This is a genomic window from Bradyrhizobium zhanjiangense (assembly GCF_004114935.1).
Classification (GTDB): domain Bacteria; phylum Pseudomonadota; class Alphaproteobacteria; order Rhizobiales; family Xanthobacteraceae; genus Bradyrhizobium; species Bradyrhizobium zhanjiangense.
Window position 1 is genome coordinate 5,820,839 of record NZ_CP022221.1, and the last position, 19,725, is coordinate 5,840,563.

Genomic DNA, 19,725 nt, shown 5'->3' on the forward strand with positions numbered 1-19,725 from the left:
AACCCACTGCTCGTCCATGTAGCCCGGATGAAGCGAAGCGCAATCCGGGAAATCCACCCGCGAGGTGAGAACCCCGGATTTCGCGGCGCTCCATCCGGGCTACAGCATCCAATCCCACTATCTCTCTTTGGTGAAGAACGGCACGAGCTTGCCGGCAAAGGGTTTGAAGCTCGCGGTGACCGAATCGCCGATGGCAAGCCCGTTCTCGCCATGCGCCATCATGCGAAAACCCTCGGCGCAATCGACCAGCAGGATGTTGTAGGGCACGTGGGCGCGCGTCTCGGGCGTCGCGGCGCGGCAGACCAGCGAGGTCGCATGCACCCTGCCCTTGCCGCTGGCGCGCGCTTCCTGCGGATCGGATACGCCGCAGGCGGCGCAGAAGGCGCGGTGGAAATACTGCACATGGCCGCATGCGGCGCGGGTCTGGTAGGTGATGGCCTGTTCGCCCTTGGTCCAGTCGGCCAGACGCTCGCTCATCGCACCTGCTCCAGGAACATGCTGACATGGGACGACAGCACGCCGCCGTCGCCGTGCAGGAGCGCGACAGAGGCATCGCGCACCTGCCGATTCGCCGCCCGTCCCGTCATCTGCAAATGCGCCTCGACCAGATGTGCCATGGCGCCGCCGACGCCGCAATGGCCATAGCTGAGCAGGCCGCCATGGGTGTTCAGCGGCATCGCGCCGTCACGGCTGAAATGGCCTGATCGTACGCGGGCTGCAGCCTCGCCGCGGCCGGCGAGGCCGAGATCCTCCAGCAGCATCGCGAGCGTGATCGTGAAACTGTCGTAGATGGCGGCATAGCGCACGTCGGAGATCGCAAGGCCCGTGGCCTCCTTGGCGCGCGCGAAAGAGATTTCGGCGCCGAGTTCGCTGAGGCCGGGTGCGGCCGTAACATGCTGATGGGTATGGGCCTGCGCGCAGCCACGAATGCGCACGCCCGCCTCTCCGGTCCGCTCGCGGCTGACGATGAACGCAGCTCCGCCGTCGGACACTGGGCAGCAATCCAGCAGCTTCAGCGGCATCGCCACCGGCTTGGAGGCCATGACGTCGGCGACCGTGATGGGATCGTGGAATTGCGCGCCGGGATGGGTGCGGGCGTGTGCGCGCATCAGCACCGCGAACTCCGCGAGGTCCTCCTCGGTCACGCCGTATTCGTGCATGTAGCGGGTGGCGACAAGGCCGTAATAGGCGGGAATGGTCGGGCCGAGCGGCACCTCGTAGTCGGGATGGCCGACCTGCGCCAGCGCCTGGATCGAAGCGTCGCGGCTCTGGCCCGTCAGCCGGTTCTCGCCGGCGACGACGAGGACGTGGCGCGCGACGCCTGCCTCGACGAGATGATGGGCGAGCATCGTCATCGCGAGGCCCGTGGCGCCGCCGACCTGGACGGCGTGGGCGTAAGCAGGGCGGATGCCAAAGTGCTCGGCGAAGACGGTCGCCAGCATGATGTGCGGCGAGACGGTGGAGTAGCCGCAGAGGATGCCGTCGATTTCAGTGCGTTTCAGCCCGGCATCGTCGAGCGCGGCTTGCGCGCCCTTGCTCATCAGGTCGAGCGAGGATGAGCCTTCGTGCTTGCCGTAAGGCGTGAGGCCGATGCCGGTGATGAAGCTCATGAGCATACCCCTCCGTCGTCATTCCGGGGCGCGCCTTCTTGAGGCGCGAGCCCGGAATCCATCGTGCAACATGTTCCGAGGATAAATGGATTCCGGGCTCGCGCTCCAAGTGGAGTGCCCCCCGGAATGACGGTTGAGAGAGGCATCATCACCCCCTACTCCGGCGCGGGTCGCGTCACGCCATCGCGGATCATGGTTGCGATCTCGTCGGCAGAATAGCCGATCTCGCGCAGGATCTCCGCGCCATGCTCGTTGAGCCGCGGCGCGAGCCGCACCGGCTCGGCGTCCGTCTCCGACCAGCTCGCGGTCACCTTCATGCTGCGGATCGGGCCTTCCGTCGGATGCTCCACGACCGGGAAGAAATTCGTCGCCTCCAGATGCGGATCGTGCAGGATCGAGGCGAGGTCGTGCATCGGCATGACCGGTACGTCGGCCTTGGTCAAAAGCTCGATCCACTCGGCGGTGGTGCGCGTCTCAAAAATGCGCGCGAGCTCGGCATAGACGACGTCGATATGGGCAGCGCGGCCGGCGAAGGTTGCGAATTTGGGGTCGGCGCGCAGATCGTCGCGTCCCGTCGCCTCAACGAAATTCTCCCACTGCTTGTCGTTGTAGACGATGACGCTGAGATGGCCGTCCGAGGTCTTGTAGGGCCTGCGGTCGCGCGAGAGGTGGCGGGCGTAGCCGCCCTTGTCGAGCGGCGGCTCATAGGTGAGCCCGCCCATGTGGTCACCCATGACGAAGCCGGCCATGGTCTCGAACATCGGGATGTCGACGCGCTGGCCGCGGCCCGTGCGGTCGCGATGCACGAGGCTGGCGCAGATCGCACCGACCGCAGTGAGGCCGACGATGCGGTCGACCAGCGCGTTCGGCACATAGCGCGGCACGCCGTCGCCGGTCTGCGCCATCAACGCCGGCAGCGCGGTCGCCCCTTGGATCAGATCGTCATAAGCGGGTTTTGCGGCATAGGGCCCGTCCTGCCCGAAGCCGAACACGCCGGCATAGACGAGACGTGGATTGATCGCGGAAACGACGTCGTAGCCGAGCTGAAGCCGCGCCATCGCCTGCGGACGGACGTTGTAGACGAGCACGTCTGCGTCCCTCAGCAACCGTAGCACGGCCTCGCGCCCCGCAGGCTTCTTCAGGTCGAGGCAGATCGAGCGCTTGCTGCGGTTGGTGTTGAGGAATACCGGGCCCATGCCGGCGTGCCGGGTCGGGCCGATCAGCCGGGTGACGTCGCCGTCGAGCGATTCCACCTTGATGACGTCGGCGCCGTAATCGCCGAGCATCTGGGTCGCATAAGGCCCCATCAGCACGGTGGTCATGTCGATGACCTTGATGCCCTTCAGCGGCCCCATCGTTCGCTCCCGATTGCGCAGGGCTCAAGCGCCCAGCGATTTCGGTCCAGCTAACGGCAGTGTCGCCGCTCGCGCAAGGGCGACCGGCGTATGGCGGCATGCATCGCGCGGCGATATCGCCCGCTATTTCTTCTGGCGGGATTCGCGGATCTTGATGAGACGGTCGAGCTCGTCGTTCTGCTGATTGATGCGGTCGGCGATCCGCGACTCGTTCTGCTCACCCGAGGCGGCAGCGGCCTGCTCGATGAGCTGGCGGATGTTATCCTCGAGGATCGCGATGCGATCGTTGAGGGCATCCATCGACAGTGAAGTTTCGTAGTCCTTGCTCATGATGCTTTTCCCGCAAACCAACCAGGAGCCGTAGGGTGGGCAAAGCGAAGCGTGCTCACCATGATCTAGCGCAAGAAAGAAGGTGGGCACAGCGCATGGCGCCTTTGCCCACCCTACAGGACCGAGCTTACTTCAACGGCTCCAGCACGGAAACGTAATTGGCGACCGCCGCACCGCCCATGTTGAAGATGCCGCCGAGTTTTGCGTTCCTGAGCTGCATGCCCTCGGGCGCCTGTCCGGCGAGCTGCATCGCGGTCATCACATGCATGGAGACGCCGGTGGCGCCGATCGGATGGCCCTTGGCCTTCAGGCCGCCGGACGGATTGACCGGCAGCTTGCCGTCCTTGAGCGTCCAGCCCTCCTTGATGGCGCGGGCACCCTGCCCCCTCGGCGTCAGGCCCATGGCTTCGTACTCGATCAGCTCGGCGACGGTGAAGCAGTCATGGGTCTCGACGAAGGAGAGATCGGAGAGCGTCACGCCCGCCTGCTCCAGCGCGCGCTGCCAGGCGACTGTGCAGCCCTCGAACTGAAGGATGTCGCGCTTGCTCATGGGCAGGAAGTCCTGGGCGTGGGCGGTGGCGCGGAAGCCGATCGACTTGCTCATGCCCTTGGCGGTCTCGGCGTCGGCCAGCACCAGCGCGGCGGCACCGTCGGAGACCAGCGAGCAATCGGTCCGCTTCAAGGGACCGGCGACATACGGGTTCTTCTCGCTCTCGGCCCGGCAGAAGTCGAAGCCAAAATCCTTGCGCATCTGGGCGAAGGGGTTGGCGACGCCGTTCTTGTGGTTCTTGGCCGCGATCAGCGCCAGCGCATCGGACTGGTCGCCGTATTTCTGGAAATAGGAGCTGGCGATCTTGCCGAACACGCCGGCGAAGCCGCCGACGGTGTCGCCGTCCTCGGGCAGATAAGACGCCTTGAGCAGGTTCTTGCCGATCTCCGGGCCCGGCGTCCGCGTCATCTGCTCGACGCCGACGACCAGCACGATCTTGGCCGCGCCTGCGGCAATCGCGCGCAGGCCCTGGTGCACGGCGGCCGAGCCGGTGGCGCAGGCGTTCTCAACCCGGGTCGCCGGCTTGAAGCGCAGCTTCGGGTCGGCCTGGAGCACCAGAGAGGCGGTAAAATCCTGCGGCGAGAAGCCGGCGTTGAAATGGCCGAGCACGATCTCGTCGACATCGCCGGCCGATATGCCGGCATCCGCCAGCGCCTCATTGGCCACGCGGGTGACGAGGCTTTCGACGGTTTCGGTGTCGAACTTGCCGAACGGCGTATGCGCCCATCCGACGATGCTGGCGGTCATGGTCATTTCTCCCTGGGGTCTCTTCCTGAGTTAAGTCTTAGCCCAGGGATGGCAAGACTTCACGTGGCTTTCAGGACTTTGAGGGTGCGCTGGCAGATGGCAGTTATGCCGGCCCAGTTCCCGGCCCTGATCTCGGCCGTCGGGCACAGCCAGGAACCGCCGACGGCGACCACATTGGGCTCGGCGAGCCAGGTCGCCGCATTGGCCTCGCCGACCCCGCCGGTCGGGCAGAACCGCACGTTCGGGAACGGGCCGCCGAGGGCGCGGAGGCCCTTGATGCCACCAGCCTGCTCGGCTGGGAAGAATTTGGCGACGTCGAACCCCTGCGCCAGCGCCATCATCAGCTCGGAGGCGGTGGCGATGCCCGGCGCGAACGGCAAGGCGCTGTCGGCAGCGGCCTTGAGGAGATCGGGGGTCAAGCCCGGGCTGATGCCGAACTTGACGCCGAGCTTCTCGACGCGGGTGAAGTCGGCCGGACTGAGAATCGTGCCGATGCCGACGACCGCCTCGGGCACTTCGGCCATCATCGCCCTCGCCGCCTCGATCGCTACGGGGGTGCGCAGGGTCACCTCCAGCGTTCGGACGCCGCCGGCGACCAGCGCACGTGCCAGCGGCACCGCATCCTGGATACGCTCGATGGTGAGGACGGGAATGACGGTCGCCGCCTTGAACAGCGCGACGAGATGATTCTGTTGGGCACTCGTGGTCATCGTTGTTGTCGCTTCTTCACTTGGTCGCCTGGCGTGAGGTCGCCGGCCGATGCCGCTTCTTCGGCGGCATGGCATAGCCCGGAATGATGGCGCCGGGATAGCAGATCACGAGGCTGGCGAGGCGATGCCCGGCCTGGGCGGCCTCCACCGGCTCGGAGCCGGCGAGCCGGGCGGCGATGTAAGCCGCGGCAAAGCTGTCGCCGGCGGCCGTGGTGTCCACCACCGGCTTGGTCATGGGCTCGGCGCGGACCTCGTGGGTAGCCCCCGGAAAGCGCAACAGGCTCACCGGCTCGGCGAGCCGGAACACCAGCTCCGGAGACGGGATGCGGGCCATCAGCTGCTCGTGGCTCTCGCCGGGATAGAGCGCAAGCAGGTCCTCGGTCGAGGTCAGCACGATGTCGGCGGCCGCGAAGGCTGTGGCAAACACCTCGCGCGCGACATCACGGTCCGGCCAGCCGCGCGCGCGAAAATTGGTGTCGAACACGAAACGGGTGCCGAGCAGGCGCGCGCGCTTGATCGCCGCGAACAGGCGCTCGCGCCCGGGCGCGTCGTAGATCGAGAGCGTGATCGCGGAGAGATAGACGATGTCGTAGCTCATCAGCGAATTGAGGAGCTCGTCGGTCTCCGGCAGGCTCATCAGCTGGCGCGCCGCCGCGCTGTCGCGCCAGTGGAAGAACTGGCGCTCGCCTTTTGCATCGAGCTGGATCATGTAGAGGCCGGGCAGCTTGCCCGGCAGCCGCACGACGCGCCTCGTGCCGACGCCCTCGGCATTCCAGGCCGCCATCATCTCATCACTCAGGGCGTCATCACCGAGTGCGGTGAGATAGTCGACCTTGACCTCGAGCCGCGCCAGGTACACCGCCGTGTTGAGTGTGTCGCCGCCGAATCCGCGCGAGTACAGGCCGCCGCCCTGCCCTTGCGCCGCGGACGATCCGGTGGAATGTCCGCCCTGGGCCTGCCGGAGCTCGACCATGCATTCGCCGATGCAAGCAACGCTCGCCATCATGTGACCCGCTCAGTGCGCGATCAGGCGACGAAATTGCCGCCGAGCTCGTCTTCGATGTGAATGCGGATGATGTCGTCGAAATTCTTCTCGGCGGTGGTGAAGCCGAGCTCGCGCGAACGCTTCGCATCGAAATTGCGCGGCCAGCCGCCGACGATGCCGACGATGAAGGGATCCGGCTCGCGCTTGATGCGTGCGGCGACCTTCTCGCCCGCAACGCGCTTCAAGGCCGCAATCTGCTCGCCGACCGTGGCCGACAGGCCCGGCATGGTGAGGTTGCGGCGCGGACCGACAGTGGCAAGGTCCATGGTGCCGGCGTGGAGCAGGAAGCCGACCGCGGAACGTGGCGTCGCGTGCCAGTGGCGGACGTCCTCGGACACCGGGAGGATCGCCTCCTTACCGGCCAGCGGCTCGCGCAGGATGTTGGAGAAGAAGCCCGATGCTGCCTTGTTCGGCAGGCCCGGGCGGATGCAGATGGTCGGCAGGCGGATGCCGATGCCGTCGAGGAAACCGCGGCGCGAATAATCGGCGAGCAGGAGTTCGCCGATCGCCTTCTGGGTGCCGTAGCTGAGCAGCGGGGTGTGGAAGAACTCGTCGCCGATCGCATCGGGGAACGGCGCGCCGAACACCGCGATCGAGGACGTGAACACCACGCGCGGCTTGTAGCCACCGCCGACGAGCCTGATCGCATCCAGCAGCATCCGCGTGCCGTCGAGATTGATGCGGTAGCCCTTGTCGAAATCGAGCTCGGCTTCGCCGGAGACGATCGCAGCGAGATGGAAGATCACGTCAGGGCGGCCGGCGATCAGCTTTTCGGCCGCGCCGGGCACGGCGAAATCGCCCGAAACGGTCTCGACAGGGAAGCCGGCCTTTTCCGGCTTCTTCGGCTCGACCACGTCATGCATGGTCAGCCTGGTGATGTCGCTCTTGCCGAGCCGACCGTCGCGCAACAGCCGTTCACAGAGTTTGCGGCCGACCATGCCGGCGGCGCCCAGAACCAGAATGTGCAAGAGCCTACTCCTTCATATTGGCCGGAGCGCGCCGCTCCTGACGCATTCTCGGCAAGCCCCGCGATCACTCCTTCACGGCGCCGGTCATCGCCGACACATAATGCTCCACGAAGAAGGCGTAAAGGATGACGAGCGGCAGCGAGCCGGCCAGCGCTCCCGCCATCAGCGAACCCCAACGGTAGATGTCACCATCCACAAACTCGTTGACGATCGCGACCGGCACCGTCTTGTTGCTCGTCGACTGCAGGAAGGTCAGGGCGTAGATGAACTCATTCCAGCACAGCGTGAAACAGAAGATGAAGGCGGAGATCAGACCGGGGATTGCGAGCGGCACGACGATCTTGATCAGGATCTGCCAGCGGCTCGCTCCGTCGATCAGTGCGCATTCCTCGAGCTCGAACGGGATGGTCTTGAAATAGCCCATCAACAGCCAGGTCGAGAACGGGATCAGGATCGTCGGATAGGTCAGAATCAGCGCCAGCGGCGAGTCGAAAAGACCGTACTGATACACGACGGTGGCGAGCGGAATGAACAGGATCGAAGGCGGCACGAGATAGGCGAGGAAGATCAGCCCCCCGACGAGATTGGCGCCCTTGTAGCGCAACCGCACGATAGCGTAGGCCGCGAACACCGATGCGACGATCGAGAGCACCGTGGCGCAGATCGCCACGTACATCGTGTTCCAGAGCCAGTGCGGATAATAGCTCTCGAACAGCAGCTTGTGGAAATGCTTGAAAGTCGGATTCCAGGTCCAGAACGGATTGTACTTGTCAAGGTCGAGCAGCTGCTCGTCGGGCTTCACCGAGGTCAGCGCCATCCAATAGAACGGGAACAGCAGGATGAAGACGATGATCGCCAGCGGCAGATAGAGCGTCACGATCCTGCGTGGCACCGACTGCAGATAGCTCATGCCCTCGCTGTGATCGGCCGTAGGCGCCGAGCCCGACAGCACGTTCTTGAGATCGATGGATCTGGTGGGCAGGTCAGTCATTGCTCTCTCCCTGCTGCCATTTCCGGCGCTGCAGGCCGAACCAGGAAACCATGATCGCAGCGAGCAGGAATGGAATCATGGCGCTGGAGATCGCGGCCCCCTCGCCCAGTTGCCCGGCGATGATCGCGCGCTGGTAGGACAGGGTTGCCATCAGGTGGGTGGCGTTAACCGGGCCGCCACGGGTCATTGCCCAGATCAGCTGGAAGTCGGTGAAGGTGAAGAGTACTGAGAAGGTCATCACAACAGCGATGATCGGCGTCAGCAGCGGATAGGTGATGTACCGGAAATTCTGCCAACGCGTGGCGCCGTCGAGCGTTGCTGCTTCATAGAGCGACGGCGAGACGGTCTGCAGGCCTGCGAGCAGCGTGATCGCCACGAACGGCACGCCGCGCCAGATATTGGCGAAGATCACGCAAATGCGCGCCCAGGTCGTGTCGCCGAGAAAGTTGATGTTCTGGCTGATCAGGCCGAGATGCCTCAGCGACCAGGAGATGATCGAGAATTGCGAGTCGAAGATCCACCAGAAGGCGAGTGCCGAGAGCACGGTCGGAACGATGAAGGGGACGAGCACCATCGCGCGCAGCATCGCCTTGAAAGGCATGTGCTCGTTGAGCAGCAGCGCGAGATAGAGCCCGATCGCGAATTTGAGAGCGCTGGCGACAAAGGTGTAGAGCAGCGTATTGAACACCGACAGCCAGAAGATGGAATCGTCCCAGAGCCACTCGTAGTTCTCGGTGGCGATGAAGTGCCCGACCCTGCCGATGCGCGTGTCCGTGAAGGACAGCCAGATGCCGAGCCCGAGCGGATAGGCCAGGAAGAAGATCAGGAACGCCATGGCCGGCACCATGAACCAGAAGCCGAGCCAGTTACGATTGTGTTTGAGCTGGGTCCAGGCGCTCGCCTCGCTCATCTGAGGCTTGGCCCGGGGAATTGCGACATCAGCCATGCCCGATATCCCTGATCGAAATGTTGACGAGCGGGCGGCCGGACGGCCGCCCGCCCCGTGACCGTCAGCGATAGATGCGCTTCAGCTGGCGCTCGGCTTCGGCCATCGCGCCCTTCGCATCCTTGGCGCCGGTGCAGTAGTTGGCGAACATGTCGACGACGATAAAATCGGCGATTGCAGTTGCCGCCTTTTCGCCGACCGTGCCGATACCGGATGCCGGCAGAGTGCGCTTGGAGGCCTGCGAGAACACGGCATTCTTGGGATCAGCCGTCCAGATCGGTGCCGACTCATAGGCATTCAAGGTCTGCGTCAGATAGCCTTGCGCGCCATCCAGCCACTTCTCGTAGTTCTCCTTCTCCAGCATGAAGGCGACGAAGGCCTTCGCCGCGTTCGGATATTTGGTGAAGTTGAAGGCGAGGATCGGCAGCGCAAGCTGCAGCTCGGTCGGCTTGCCGACCGGACCAACCGGCCAGAGCGCGTGATAGGTGTCCGCGGTAAGCTCCTTCTTGGACGGATCGGTCTTGGCGGCCACGTAGATCGAGATGCCGTTCGCCGTGCAATACAGCTCGCCGGCGAGGAACGCCTTGTTGTTGGAGGAATCGTTCCAGGACGCGGTACCCGGGATGAAGCTCTCGTACAGCGCCTTGCAATATTCCAGCGCCTTCGCCGTCTCCGGCGAATTGATGATGATCTTGTCGTTCTGATCGACCGTGTAGGCGCCGTGCCCCCACAGCACCCAGTGCAGCCACGAATTGCCGTCGCCCGAGGCATGCCCGAGAGCGAAGCCGGCCGGCGTGTTGTTCGCCTTCAGCGCCTTGCACATTTCGAGGAAGCCGGGGAAGTCCTTCGGAAACTCCTTGAAACCCGCCTTGTCGAGCGCCGACTTGCGGTAGGTCATGTAACCGCCGTTCGTCGCCACGGGGATGCCCAGCCAGTCGTTGCCGAGCTTGCACGTCTTGGCGGCCGCATCGGTCCAGCCGCCATATTTCTTGCCGAGATAATCGGCGACGTCATTCATCTTCAGCACTTTGGTCGGGAACAGCTGCGGCAGCGTGTGCAGGCCCCAGGCGAGATCGAGGCCGGAGCCGGTATTGGCCGCGACCGATGCCTTCGGCTGCACGTCCTCGAAGGATTCGCTGAACACGTTCATCTCCGTGCCGGTCGCGGCCTTGAACGCCGCAACCATCGCGTTGAACGCATCGTCCTCCGCCGGCACGAACCGCTTCCACCGCATCACAGTCAGCTTGGCGCCGGGCTCTGCCTTCCAGGGCGCGCTCTGCGCCCAGGCCTTCGCAAACTCGAACAGCGCCGGCCCGGTCAGCATGCCGGTTGCAGCCAGAGCCGTTCCGCCCTGAAGCAGAGTCCGGCGGGTAAAGTCTTGCATATCGTCCTCCCTGTGATGCTTTTTCTTGTCTTACGTCTTGCGCTAGGCGTTGAGGCGTTTGCCTGTCGCCTCGTCGAACAAATGCACCAGCGACGGGTCGGGCTTCAGCCGCACCTTGTCGCCGGGATTGAACTGGTGGCGCTCGCGGAACACCGCGACGACCTGCTCGCCGCCGACATTGGCGAACACCTGCGTCTCCGAGCCCGTCGGCTCGACCACGATGATCTCGGCCTCGGCGCCGTCATCGGCGATGGTGAAATGCTCAGGCCGCACGCCGTAGACGGCAGGACGGCCGTCGGACGCCGTCGGCGCATTCTTGAGCGGCAGCTTGACGCCGTTCGGTCCCTCGAAGGTGGCAACGCCGTTGGCGCGCACATGGCCCTTCAGGAAGTTCATGGCGGGCGAGCCGATGAAGCCGGCGACGAACTGGTTGTCGGGCTTGTCGTAGAGTTCGAGCGGCGTGCCCATCTGCTCGACGATGCCATCATGCATGACGACGATCTTGTCGGCCATGGTCATGGCTTCGATCTGGTCGTGGGTGACGTAGACAGTCGTCGTCTTCAACCGCTGATGCAGCTCCTTGATCTCGGTGCGCATGGCGACGCGCAGCTTGGCATCCAGGTTCGACAAGGGCTCGTCGAACAGGAAGACCTGCGGATCGCGCACGATGGCGCGGCCCATGGCGACGCGCTGGCGCTGGCCACCCGAGAGCTGGCGCGGATAGCGATCGAGCAGCGGCGACAGCGCCAGGATCTCGGCGGCGCGCTTGACGCGCTTGTTGATCTCGTCGGAGCTGGCGTTCCGCAGCTTCAGCGAGAAGCCCATGTTGTCGGCCACCGTCATGTGCGGATAGAGCGCGTAATTCTGGAACACCATCGCAATGTCCCGCTCCTTGGGCTGGACATTGTTGACGACGCGGTCGCCGATCGAGATCGTGCCGGAGGTAATGTTCTCGAGACCGGCAAGCATGCGCAGAAGCGTCGACTTGCCGCAGCCGGAGGGGCCAACCAGAACGACGAACTGGCCGTCCTCGATCGGAATCGTCACGCCGTGCAGGACTTCAAAGTTGCCGAACGATTTCCGCACATCGCGGATTTGCACAGACGACATCTAGCTCCCTCCTCGTAGTCCACGGCGCCTCTCGCGCCGCGACCGTCTTGTTTTTCAGACTTCACCGAACGAAGCCCGATCAATAGCGGGCGACATTGTCGGCAGTTTGTGCGGTTTTGGCAATTTGTCTTTGGTTAGTCGTTGCTGGTAGCGCTGTCAACGTTCCTTTGTTTGCGACCGTGACTGTGTTAAGAGCAACAAATGGGTCGAAAACGCACCAAGTCAGGCAAAATCCGGCTGGCGGAAGTCGCCGAGCTTGCCGGCGTCAGCCCGATCACGGCGTCCCGCTTCTTCCGCAATCCGGAAGCGCTGTCGGTTGCCAAGCGGACGCGGGTCGAGAGCGCCGCCAAGGAGCTTGGCTATGTGCCGAACCTTGCGGCCCGCGCACTGGCCTCGCAACGCACCGAGGTGATCGGTGTATTGATCCCATCCCTCACCAATAACGTGTTCTCGGACGTGCTGCGCGGCATCTATGACGCCTCCGAAGGCGGCCGTTACTCAATTCAACTGTCCAACACGCGCTACAGCATCCTGCAGGAGGAGAAGCTGCTGCGCCTCTTTCTGGCGCAGAAGCCGGCCGGGCTGATCGTCACCGGCATCGACCAGACCGCGGAATCGCGCGCGATGCTGGAGGCCGCCGACTGCCCGATCGTGCAGATCATGGAGATCGGCCCCCATCCGATCGACATGATGATCGGCTTTTCGCACTATGATGCAGCGCGCGCGGCGGTTGCCCACCTGTTCGCGCAAGGTCACCGCAAGATCGGCTTCGTCGGCGCGCGGATGGACCCGCGGGTACAGCGGCGGCTGGACGGATATGTCTCGGCCATGAAGGACGCCGCGCTGTTCGAGCCGCGCCTCGTGGTCACGACGGCGACGCCGACATCGGTGACGCTCGGCGGCGCCCTGTTCACCGACCTCCTCGCGCGGGATCCCGACCTCGATGCGGTGTTCTGCGCCAATGACGACCTCGCGCTCGGCGTGCTGTTCGAATGCCGGCGCCGGGAGATCGCGGTCCCCGAGCAGATCGCGATCGTCGGATTCAACGACCTCGAATTCATGGCCTCCGCCGTCCCCACTCTCACCAGCGTGCGCACCAACCGCTACGAGATGGGAAAAACCGCCGCGACCATGCTGATCGACGCGATCGACGGACGGCGGCCGGAGCAGCCGGTGCTCGATCTCGGCTTCAAGGTGATCGAGCGGCAAAGCTCGTCGTCGCGGCGTTCGGACAATAGGTCGGCCGCTTCCGGCGCCGGCGCCGCGAACAAAATGGTAGCGTTACCAAGTAGCCATGACTAGTATCGCATTTGTGAGGAAATGACCCGCCAGCGGGCCTGCCGACCATCGCTCGCGCCGCTGGGCATCGCACCAGCCGACACATTGAGACGGACGCCAGTGCGTTTGCATTGCAGGAGAGACCAATGACAAAAAAGCCAACCAATGGGCATGCTGCCGGCAACGGCGCTCGCCGCCACCTTCGCTCGCAGGACTGGTTCAATAATCCGCATAATCCGGGCATGACCGCGCTCTATATGGAGCGCTATCTGAATTACGGTCTCACCCGCGCCGAGCTTCAATCCGGCAAGCCGATCATCGGCATCGCGCAAACCGGCAACGACCTCTCCCCCTGCAACCGCCACCATATCGAGCTCGCGCACCGCGTCCGCGAAGGCATCCGCGAAGCCGGCGGCATCGCGATGGAATTTCCGACCCATCCGATCCAGGAGACCGGCAAGCGCCCGACTGCGGCGCTCGACCGCAACCTCGCCTATCTCGGCCTGGTCGAAATCCTCTACGGCTATCCGCTCGACGGCGTGGTGCTGACCACCGGCTGTGACAAGACCACGCCGGCCTGCATGATGGCCGCGGCGACCGTCAACCTGCCCGCGATCGTGCTGTCGGGCGGCCCGATGTTGAACGGCTGGCATGCCGGCGAGCGTACCGGCTCCGGCACCATCGTCTGGAAGTCGCGCGAGCGGCTGGCCGCCGGCGAGATCGACTATGAAGAGTTCATGGAGATCGTGGCCTCCTCGGCGCCCTCGGTCGGCCATTGCAACACCATGGGCACTGCCTCGACCATGAACGGGCTCGCCGAAGCGCTCGGCTTCTCGCTGCCGGGCTGCGCGGCGATCCCCGCCCCCTACCGCGAGCGCGGCCAGATCGCCTATGAGACCGGCAAGCGCATCGTCGAGATGGTCTGGGAGGATCTGAAACCCTCGGACATCCTGACCCGCAAGGCGTTCGAGAACTGTATCGTGATCAATTCGGCGATCGGCGGCTCGACCAACGCGCCGATCCACATCAATGCCCTCGCCCGCCACATCGGGGTCGAGCTGTCGATCGACGACTGGCAGAAATTCGGCCACGACGTGCCGCTGCTCGTCAACATGCAGCCGGCCGGCTTCTATCTCGGCGAGGAATTCCACCGCGCCGGCGGCGTTCCGGCCGTGGTGCGCGAGTTGATGAAGCACAAGCGCATCCATGAGGATGCAGTCACCGTCAACGGCCGTGGCATCGGCGAGAACTGCAAGAATGCGCCCGCGCCCGACAACGACGTGATCTGGGCCTATGACAAGCCGCTGGTGAAGGACGCCGGCTTCCTGGTGCTGAAGGGCAATCTGTTCGATTCCGCGATCATGAAGACCAGCGTGATCTCCAAGGAGTTTCGCGATCGCTATCTCAGCAACCCGAAGGACCTCAATGCCTTCGAGGGCCGCGCCGTCGTGTTCGAGGGCCCCGAGGATTATCACGAGCGGATCGACGATCCCTCGCTCGATATCGATGAGCGCTGCGTGCTGTTCATCCGCGGCACCGGGCCGATCGGCTACCCCGGCGGCGCCGAGGTCGTGAACATGCAGCCGCCCGCGGCATTGATCAAACGCGGCATCCTGTCCCTGCCCTGCATCGGCGACGGCCGCCAGTCCGGCACCTCGGGTTCGCCCTCGATCCTGAACGCCTCGCCGGAAGCCGCCGCCAATGGCGGTCTTGCGATCCTGAAGACCGGCGACAAGGTGCGCATCGACCTCAACAAGGGCAGCGCCAACATCCTGATCTCGGACGAGGAGCTGAAAAAGCGCCATGCCGAGCTCAAGGCCAATGGCGGCTTCAAGCATCCGCCGAACCAGACGCCGTGGCAGGAGATCTACCGCAACACGGTCGGCCAGCAGTCGACCGGCGCCTGCATGGAGCTCGCCACGCGCTACCAGAACGTCGCCGGCACGTTTGGTGTGGCGCGGGATAATCACTGAGTAGGCACTGTCATTCCGGGGCGCGACGTAGTCGCGAGCCCGGAATCCATCTGGCCATAGAACTCGTCGCATAATGGATTCCGGGCTCGCGCCAAGAGGCGCGCCCCGGAATGACGAACTCACAAGGGAGAACAAGAAAATGGCAGACCGCCTCAAGGGAAAGCGCGCCGTCGTCACGGCTGCGGCAGCAGGCATCGGGCGTGCATGCGCCGTCGCATTTGCGCGTGAGGGCGCAACCGTCATCGCAACCGACATCAACGAGAGCGGCATCGCGAGCCTGACGAAGGAAGGCATCGCCGAAGTCGCAAAACTCGACGTCCGCAACACGGCCGACGTCAACGCCTTTGCCAAGCGCGTCGGCAAGATCGACATCCTGCTCAACGCGGCGGGCTTCGTGCATCACGGCACCATCCTGGAGTGCTCGGAAGAGGATTTCGACTTCTCGTTCGACCTCAACGTCAAGTCCATGCACCGGACCATCAGGGCCTTCCTGCCTGAGATGCTGGCAGGCGGCGGCGGCAGCATCGTCAACATCTCGTCCTGCGCGGCGCTGCGGCCGCCGGCCAACCGTTACGTCTACAGCGCGTCGAAGGCGGCGGTGTCGCTGCTGACGCGCGCGGTCGCGCTCGACTTCATCACCAAGGGCATCCGCTGCAACTCGATCTGCCCCGGCACCGTCGAGACGCCCTCAATGCTCGACCGCGCCGCCGCGCAGGGGCCTCAGGGCAAGGAGATGTTCATCTCCCGCCAGAAGATGGGCCGGCTCGGCACCGCCGACGAGATCGCAGCGATGGCGGTCTATCTCGGCAGTGACGAAAGCGCCTTCACCACCGGCGTCGACCTCGTCGTCGACGGCGGCTACATGCTCTGATCACTCCTCATCCCGAGGAGGCGCGGCAGCGCCGTCTCGAGGGATGGGCCACGGGCTCTATGGTTCGAGACGCGCGCCGCGTGCGCGCTCCTCACCATGAGGGATAGAGAGAGGGATTTCTCGATGAACAAGATCGATCTCAACGGCCGCGTCGCCGTCGTCACCGGCGGCGCGCAGGGCTTTGGCCGCGCGATCACCGAGCGCTTCGTCAGCTCCGGCGCCAAGGTCGCGATCTGGGATTTCGATGCCGTGCTGGCCGAGAAGACGGCGAAGGAGATCGGCGACAGCGTGCGCGTCTTCAAGGTCGACGTCACCGACACCGCGGCGGTCGAGCAGGCCCGCGATGCCACGCTCGGCGCCTTCGGCAAGATCGACATCCTCGTCAACAATGCCGGCATCGCCGGCGTCAACAAGCCGGTCTGGGAGACCGATCTCGAGGAATGGCGCAAGGTGCTGCGCATCAACCTCGACGGTCCCTTCATCTGCTGCAAGGCGATCGTGCCCGCCATGCTCAAGCAGAAATACGGGCGCATCGTGAACATCGCCTCGATCGCCGGCAAGGAAGGCAATCCCAACGCCTCGCACTATTCGGCGTCCAAGGCCGGCCTGATCGCCCTGACCAAGTCGCTCGGCAAGGAGCTCGCCGCGCACGACATTCTCGTCAACGCGGTGACGCCGGCGGCGGCGAAGACCGCGATCTTCGATCAGATGACGCAGCAGCATATCGACTTCATGCTGTCGAAGATCCCGAAAGCGCGCTTCGTGCAGGTCGAAGAGCTGGCCGCGATGGTGAGCTGGCTCGCATCCGAAGACTGCGCGTTCTCGACCGGCGCCGTCTTCGACATCTCGGGCGGACGCGCGACCTATTGAGGACATCATGATCCGGGAAGGGGGATGCCTGTGCGGCGCGGTGCGATTCAAGGCGGAGGGCGAGCCGCTCAATGTCCGCATCTGCCATTGCCGCACCTGCCAGAAGGCGATGGGCTCGCCCTACTTCGCCCGCGCTCAGTTCGACCAGCGCGCATTGACGGTCGAGGGCGAGACCGCCCGCTACGCCTCCTCCGAGAATATCGACCGCGTGTTCTGCAAGCGCTGCGGCACGCGGCTATTCGCCTGGCGGCGCAACGGTACGCTCGCCGGCGTCGCGCTGGCCACCTTCGATGATCGCAACGCCTTCGCGCCGACCGAGCACATCTGGGTCTCGGAAAAGCTCGCCTGGGTGAAGCTCGACGACGGCTTGACGCAGTATCAGACCACGATTCCATAAATTGCGCGATGGCACGGCGGCGTGCTGCTGGCAGACCGTTTGCAGCGTGGCATTTCGGAACCGGTCCCCCTATGTTGAGCTGAAGCGTTGCTGCACCACCACTCTAGCTGGATGGCTGCAAGGCAGCAGGCAAACCGGGACGGACGAGCCGTGAACATTTCCATTTATGACCTCTCCGTGTGGGTGCTCCCCCTCGTGCTTGCCATCACCTTCCATGAGGCTGCGCACGCCTTCGTCGCGGACCGGCTCGGGGACAACACGGCCTCGCAGCTTGGTCGCGTCAGCTTCAATCCTATCAGCCACATCGACCCGTTCGGGACCCTGATTCTGCCGGCGATGCTGCTGTTCGCGCATTCGCCGTTCCTGTTCGGCTACGCCAAGCCGGTGCCGGTGAACTTCCGCAAGCTCAATAACCCCCGGCTCGACATGGTCTGGGTGGCGCTGGCCGGGCCCGTCACCAACATCCTGCTGGCGCTCGCCGCCGCCCTCGCCTTCCATGCCCTGCCCCTGGTGCCTGCGACCTCGGCGAAATGGGTTGCGGACAACCTCAAGAATGCCCTCGTGATCAACGCGATCCTGGCGGTGTTCAACATGATGCCGATCCCGCCGCTCGATGGCGGGCGGGTCGCGGTCGGGCTGTTGCCGCGGCCGCTCGCCGTGCCGCTGGCCCGGCTCGAGCCGGTCGGAATGCTGATCCTGATCGGCCTCCTGATCCTGCTACCGCTGGCAGGTTCGCAGTTCGGTCTAAATCTTGATGTTATTTCAGCAATACTGCGAACGTTGACCGGTTATGTGATTCAGGCTGTTCTGTTCCTGACCGGCAATGTGTAGTTGAACAGCGACATCCGAACGTAGGCCTGAAGGGCCAGAGGCCGACTTGGTCAAAGCTGCCGATATGCTGATCGCGCGACGCGCCGACACCCGCGCCCGCGCCGATTTTGCCACCTGGAAGATGATGGCCAAGCTCAACGGGGCGTCCGCGCTGCCTCCGGAGGCCCAGGAGTTCCTCGCGAGCTACCAGAACCTGCTGGTGCAGATGAGCGAGGGCGAGGCCACCGAGGCCACCATCGGCGCGATCTACAAGGCCTATTATGCCGAAATGGGCGGCGCGGGAACCCCGCCCGACGTCCGCACCCGTCCGCCTGAAACGGCGACGGACAATGTTACCGCCTTCCGCCGCCCCGCCCCCAAGCCGAAGAAGTCCGCCTCCTTCGGGGCGGCGGCATTCGCCGGAACCCAGAAGCGGCCGCTGCCGGTGGCGCTGATCTTCGCCTGCCTGGTCGTGGTCTATGTCGGGATCCGGCTCTACTGGCGCTGAGCCGTCTTCTTCTTTTTCTTCGCGTCCGGCGGCGTGAAGATGATGTCGACGGTGCGCTCGAACCGGTCGTCAGTCAGCCCGGCCGGCGGCTGCGGAATGGGATCGGACTTGCGGACAATCGAGACCGCGGCCGCATCGTAAGCCGCATCCCCCGACGACTCCACGACGTCGACCGACAGCACGTTTCCCTTGCGGTTGATCGCAAAGCTCACTTTGACCTTCTGGTTATTGGGCTCTTTGCCCTCCGGATTGACCTTGTGGGCCGTCAGATGCGCGCTGATCTTGCGGTTCCAGTCCGCCGTAATCTTCAGGATGTCTTTGCCAAGCCCAAGCACCGGCGCCAGGGCCTTCTCGGCCTCGCGCGCGTCTTCGTCGAGCGTCTGCCGCGCAGTCGCAACCGATTTCGGTGATGCCTCGGCGGCAGGAGTCTCGACTGCCGCGATCTTCGGATCCTCGTCCTGCGGCTTCTTCGAGATGTTCTCGGTGACAACCCGATCGGGATCGTCGACCTGCTGCGACTGATCCTTTGGCAGCTCGGTTTCCTTGGTCTCGGCCTTTTGCTCGGGAAGCGCCTGCTGCTCCTGCATTGCTTCGCTGTCAGGCCCCGGCGGAAGGTCTGTTTCGGGCGCCTTTGGCGAGGCCATCTCGACCGCGAACTCGGCGCCCGCCGCCCCCAGACCATCGTCGCCGTCATCGGCGCGCAGGTGAGCCAGCGCGAGCGCAGCACCACCCAGATGGAGCACGAGCGCTGCCACTGCCGCCAAGATCCAGAGCTTCCGGGATGGTCTGAGTTCGTCCGACATAGCGGGCCTTTAAGGCTGAGCGGCGCCTGCCGCGGGCGCCCCCGGAGCGCCTTCCAGCGCGACCAGCTTGACCCGCGTATAGCCGCCTGAGCGCAAGAGCTCCATGATCCCCATCAACTCGCCATACGGCACCGAGCGATCGGCGCGCAGGAAGACATACTTGTCCTTGCTCATGTCGGACAGGCCGTCGAGGGTCCCGATCAACTCGGCCCGGTGGACCGGGTTCTCTCCGATCGCCAGCGTCAGATCGGGCTTGATGCTGAGATAGGTCGGCTTGTCCGGCTTCTTCTGCGGCGTCGCGCTCGACGTCGGCAGATCGATCGGCAGGTCGACGGTCGAGAGCGGCGCTGCGACCATGAAGATGATCAGCAGCACCAGGATGACGTCGATGAACGGCGTGACGTTGATGTCATGCGTTTCCGAGAAATCGTCGTCTTCGCCGTCGTTGTCTGCGAGCGAAACGCCCATG

21 protein-coding genes are annotated in these 19,725 nt (G+C 64.5%); 7 read left to right on the top strand and 14 right to left on the bottom strand.

The window, feature by feature from the left end:
* Positions 1 to 117: 117 nt before the first annotated feature.
* The 12 genes from XH85_RS27985 to XH85_RS28040 form a co-directional block, all read right to left on the bottom strand.
* Positions 118 to 477: a Zn-ribbon domain-containing OB-fold protein gene (locus XH85_RS27985; protein ID WP_128934389.1), complete on the bottom strand. Its 360-nt coding sequence runs from the start codon at positions 475 to 477 to the stop codon at positions 118 to 120.
* Entirely contained in the window at positions 474 to 1,610 is a 1,137-nt protein-coding gene (locus XH85_RS27990; RefSeq protein WP_128934390.1) for a thiolase family protein, read from the bottom strand. Before XH85_RS27990 ends, XH85_RS27985 begins: the two co-directional genes overlap by 4 nt.
* Before the next feature lie 155 nt (positions 1,611 to 1,765).
* Positions 1,766 to 2,965 (bottom strand): CaiB/BaiF CoA transferase family protein, encoded by a 1,200-nt coding sequence (locus XH85_RS27995; RefSeq protein WP_128934391.1) that lies wholly within the window; start codon positions 2,963 to 2,965, stop codon positions 1,766 to 1,768.
* A 123-nt stretch (positions 2,966 to 3,088) separates the two neighbouring features.
* On the bottom strand, positions 3,089 to 3,295 hold the full coding sequence (locus tag XH85_RS28000) for a hypothetical protein (RefSeq protein WP_091888505.1): 207 nt from the start codon (positions 3,293 to 3,295) through the stop codon (positions 3,089 to 3,091).
* Positions 3,296 to 3,422: 127 nt separating this feature from the next.
* On the bottom strand, positions 3,423 to 4,592 hold the full coding sequence (locus XH85_RS28005; RefSeq protein ID WP_128934392.1) for an acetyl-CoA acetyltransferase: 1,170 nt from the start codon (positions 4,590 to 4,592) through the stop codon (positions 3,423 to 3,425).
* A gap of 59 nt (positions 4,593 to 4,651) precedes the next feature.
* On the bottom strand, positions 4,652 to 5,302 hold the full coding sequence (eda, locus tag XH85_RS28010; RefSeq protein ID WP_164939958.1) for a bifunctional 4-hydroxy-2-oxoglutarate aldolase/2-dehydro-3-deoxy-phosphogluconate aldolase: 651 nt from the start codon (positions 5,300 to 5,302) through the stop codon (positions 4,652 to 4,654).
* Between the two features lie 16 nt (positions 5,303 to 5,318).
* Entirely contained in the window at positions 5,319 to 6,305 is a 987-nt protein-coding gene (locus tag XH85_RS28015; protein WP_128937444.1) for a sugar kinase, read from the bottom strand.
* 23 nt (positions 6,306 to 6,328) lie between these two features.
* Positions 6,329 to 7,315, bottom strand: coding sequence for a D-erythronate dehydrogenase (gene denD, locus XH85_RS28020; RefSeq protein WP_128934394.1), 987 nt, complete (start codon positions 7,313 to 7,315; stop codon positions 6,329 to 6,331).
* Positions 7,316 to 7,379: 64 nt separating this feature from the next.
* Positions 7,380 to 8,306, bottom strand: a complete 927-nt coding sequence (locus XH85_RS28025) for a carbohydrate ABC transporter permease (protein WP_128934395.1) — start codon at positions 8,304 to 8,306, stop codon at positions 7,380 to 7,382.
* Positions 8,299 to 9,216, bottom strand: a complete 918-nt coding sequence (locus XH85_RS28030; RefSeq protein ID WP_206732736.1) for a carbohydrate ABC transporter permease — start codon at positions 9,214 to 9,216, stop codon at positions 8,299 to 8,301. Before XH85_RS28030 ends, XH85_RS28025 begins: the two co-directional genes overlap by 8 nt.
* Before the next feature lie 100 nt (positions 9,217 to 9,316).
* Complete coding sequence (locus XH85_RS28035) at positions 9,317 to 10,636, bottom strand: ABC transporter substrate-binding protein (protein WP_091888517.1); 1,320 nt, start codon at positions 10,634 to 10,636, stop codon at positions 9,317 to 9,319.
* 42 nt (positions 10,637 to 10,678) lie between these two features.
* A complete protein-coding gene (locus XH85_RS28040) occupies positions 10,679 to 11,746 on the bottom strand; it encodes an ABC transporter ATP-binding protein (RefSeq protein WP_128934397.1) in 1,068 nt (355 codons plus the stop codon).
* A gap of 201 nt (positions 11,747 to 11,947) precedes the next feature.
* On the opposite strand from XH85_RS28040, the gene gntR reads away from it, so the two are divergent.
* The 7 genes from gntR to XH85_RS28075 all read left to right on the top strand — a co-directional run bounded on the left by gntR (position 11,948) and on the right by XH85_RS28075 (position 18,453).
* Entirely contained in the window at positions 11,948 to 13,048 is a 1,101-nt protein-coding gene (gntR, locus tag XH85_RS28045) for an HTH-type transcriptional regulator GntR (protein WP_128934398.1), read from the top strand.
* Between the two features lie 122 nt (positions 13,049 to 13,170).
* Positions 13,171 to 14,997 (top strand): IlvD/Edd family dehydratase, encoded by a 1,827-nt coding sequence (locus XH85_RS28050; protein ID WP_091888523.1) that lies wholly within the window; start codon positions 13,171 to 13,173, stop codon positions 14,995 to 14,997.
* 139 nt (positions 14,998 to 15,136) lie between these two features.
* Positions 15,137 to 15,868, top strand: coding sequence for an SDR family oxidoreductase (locus tag XH85_RS28055; protein WP_128934399.1), 732 nt, complete (start codon positions 15,137 to 15,139; stop codon positions 15,866 to 15,868).
* Between the two features lie 123 nt (positions 15,869 to 15,991).
* Positions 15,992 to 16,738 (top strand): SDR family NAD(P)-dependent oxidoreductase, encoded by a 747-nt coding sequence (locus tag XH85_RS28060; protein ID WP_128934400.1) that lies wholly within the window; start codon positions 15,992 to 15,994, stop codon positions 16,736 to 16,738.
* 7 nt (positions 16,739 to 16,745) lie between these two features.
* The gene (locus XH85_RS28065; protein WP_128934401.1) at positions 16,746 to 17,135 is read left to right on the top strand and encodes a GFA family protein; all 390 of its coding nucleotides are present in this window, start codon (positions 16,746 to 16,748) and stop codon (positions 17,133 to 17,135) included.
* Positions 17,136 to 17,285: 150 nt separating this feature from the next.
* On the top strand, positions 17,286 to 17,966 hold the full coding sequence (locus XH85_RS28070) for a site-2 protease family protein (protein WP_128934402.1): 681 nt from the start codon (positions 17,286 to 17,288) through the stop codon (positions 17,964 to 17,966).
* Between the two features lie 64 nt (positions 17,967 to 18,030).
* Positions 18,031 to 18,453 carry a hypothetical protein gene (locus XH85_RS28075; RefSeq protein ID WP_128937445.1) on the top strand — a complete coding sequence of 141 codons (423 nt, stop codon included), beginning with the start codon at positions 18,031 to 18,033 and terminating at the stop codon, positions 18,451 to 18,453.
* Here XH85_RS28075 and XH85_RS28080 read toward each other — a convergent pair.
* On the bottom strand, positions 18,441 to 19,256 hold the full coding sequence (locus XH85_RS28080; RefSeq protein WP_128934403.1) for an energy transducer TonB: 816 nt from the start codon (positions 19,254 to 19,256) through the stop codon (positions 18,441 to 18,443). The genes XH85_RS28075 and XH85_RS28080 overlap by 13 nt on opposite strands.
* Before the next feature lie 9 nt (positions 19,257 to 19,265).
* Complete coding sequence (gene exbD, locus XH85_RS28085; RefSeq protein ID WP_128934404.1) at positions 19,266 to 19,724, bottom strand: TonB system transport protein ExbD; 459 nt, start codon at positions 19,722 to 19,724, stop codon at positions 19,266 to 19,268.
* Between the last annotated feature and the right edge of the window lies 1 nt (position 19,725).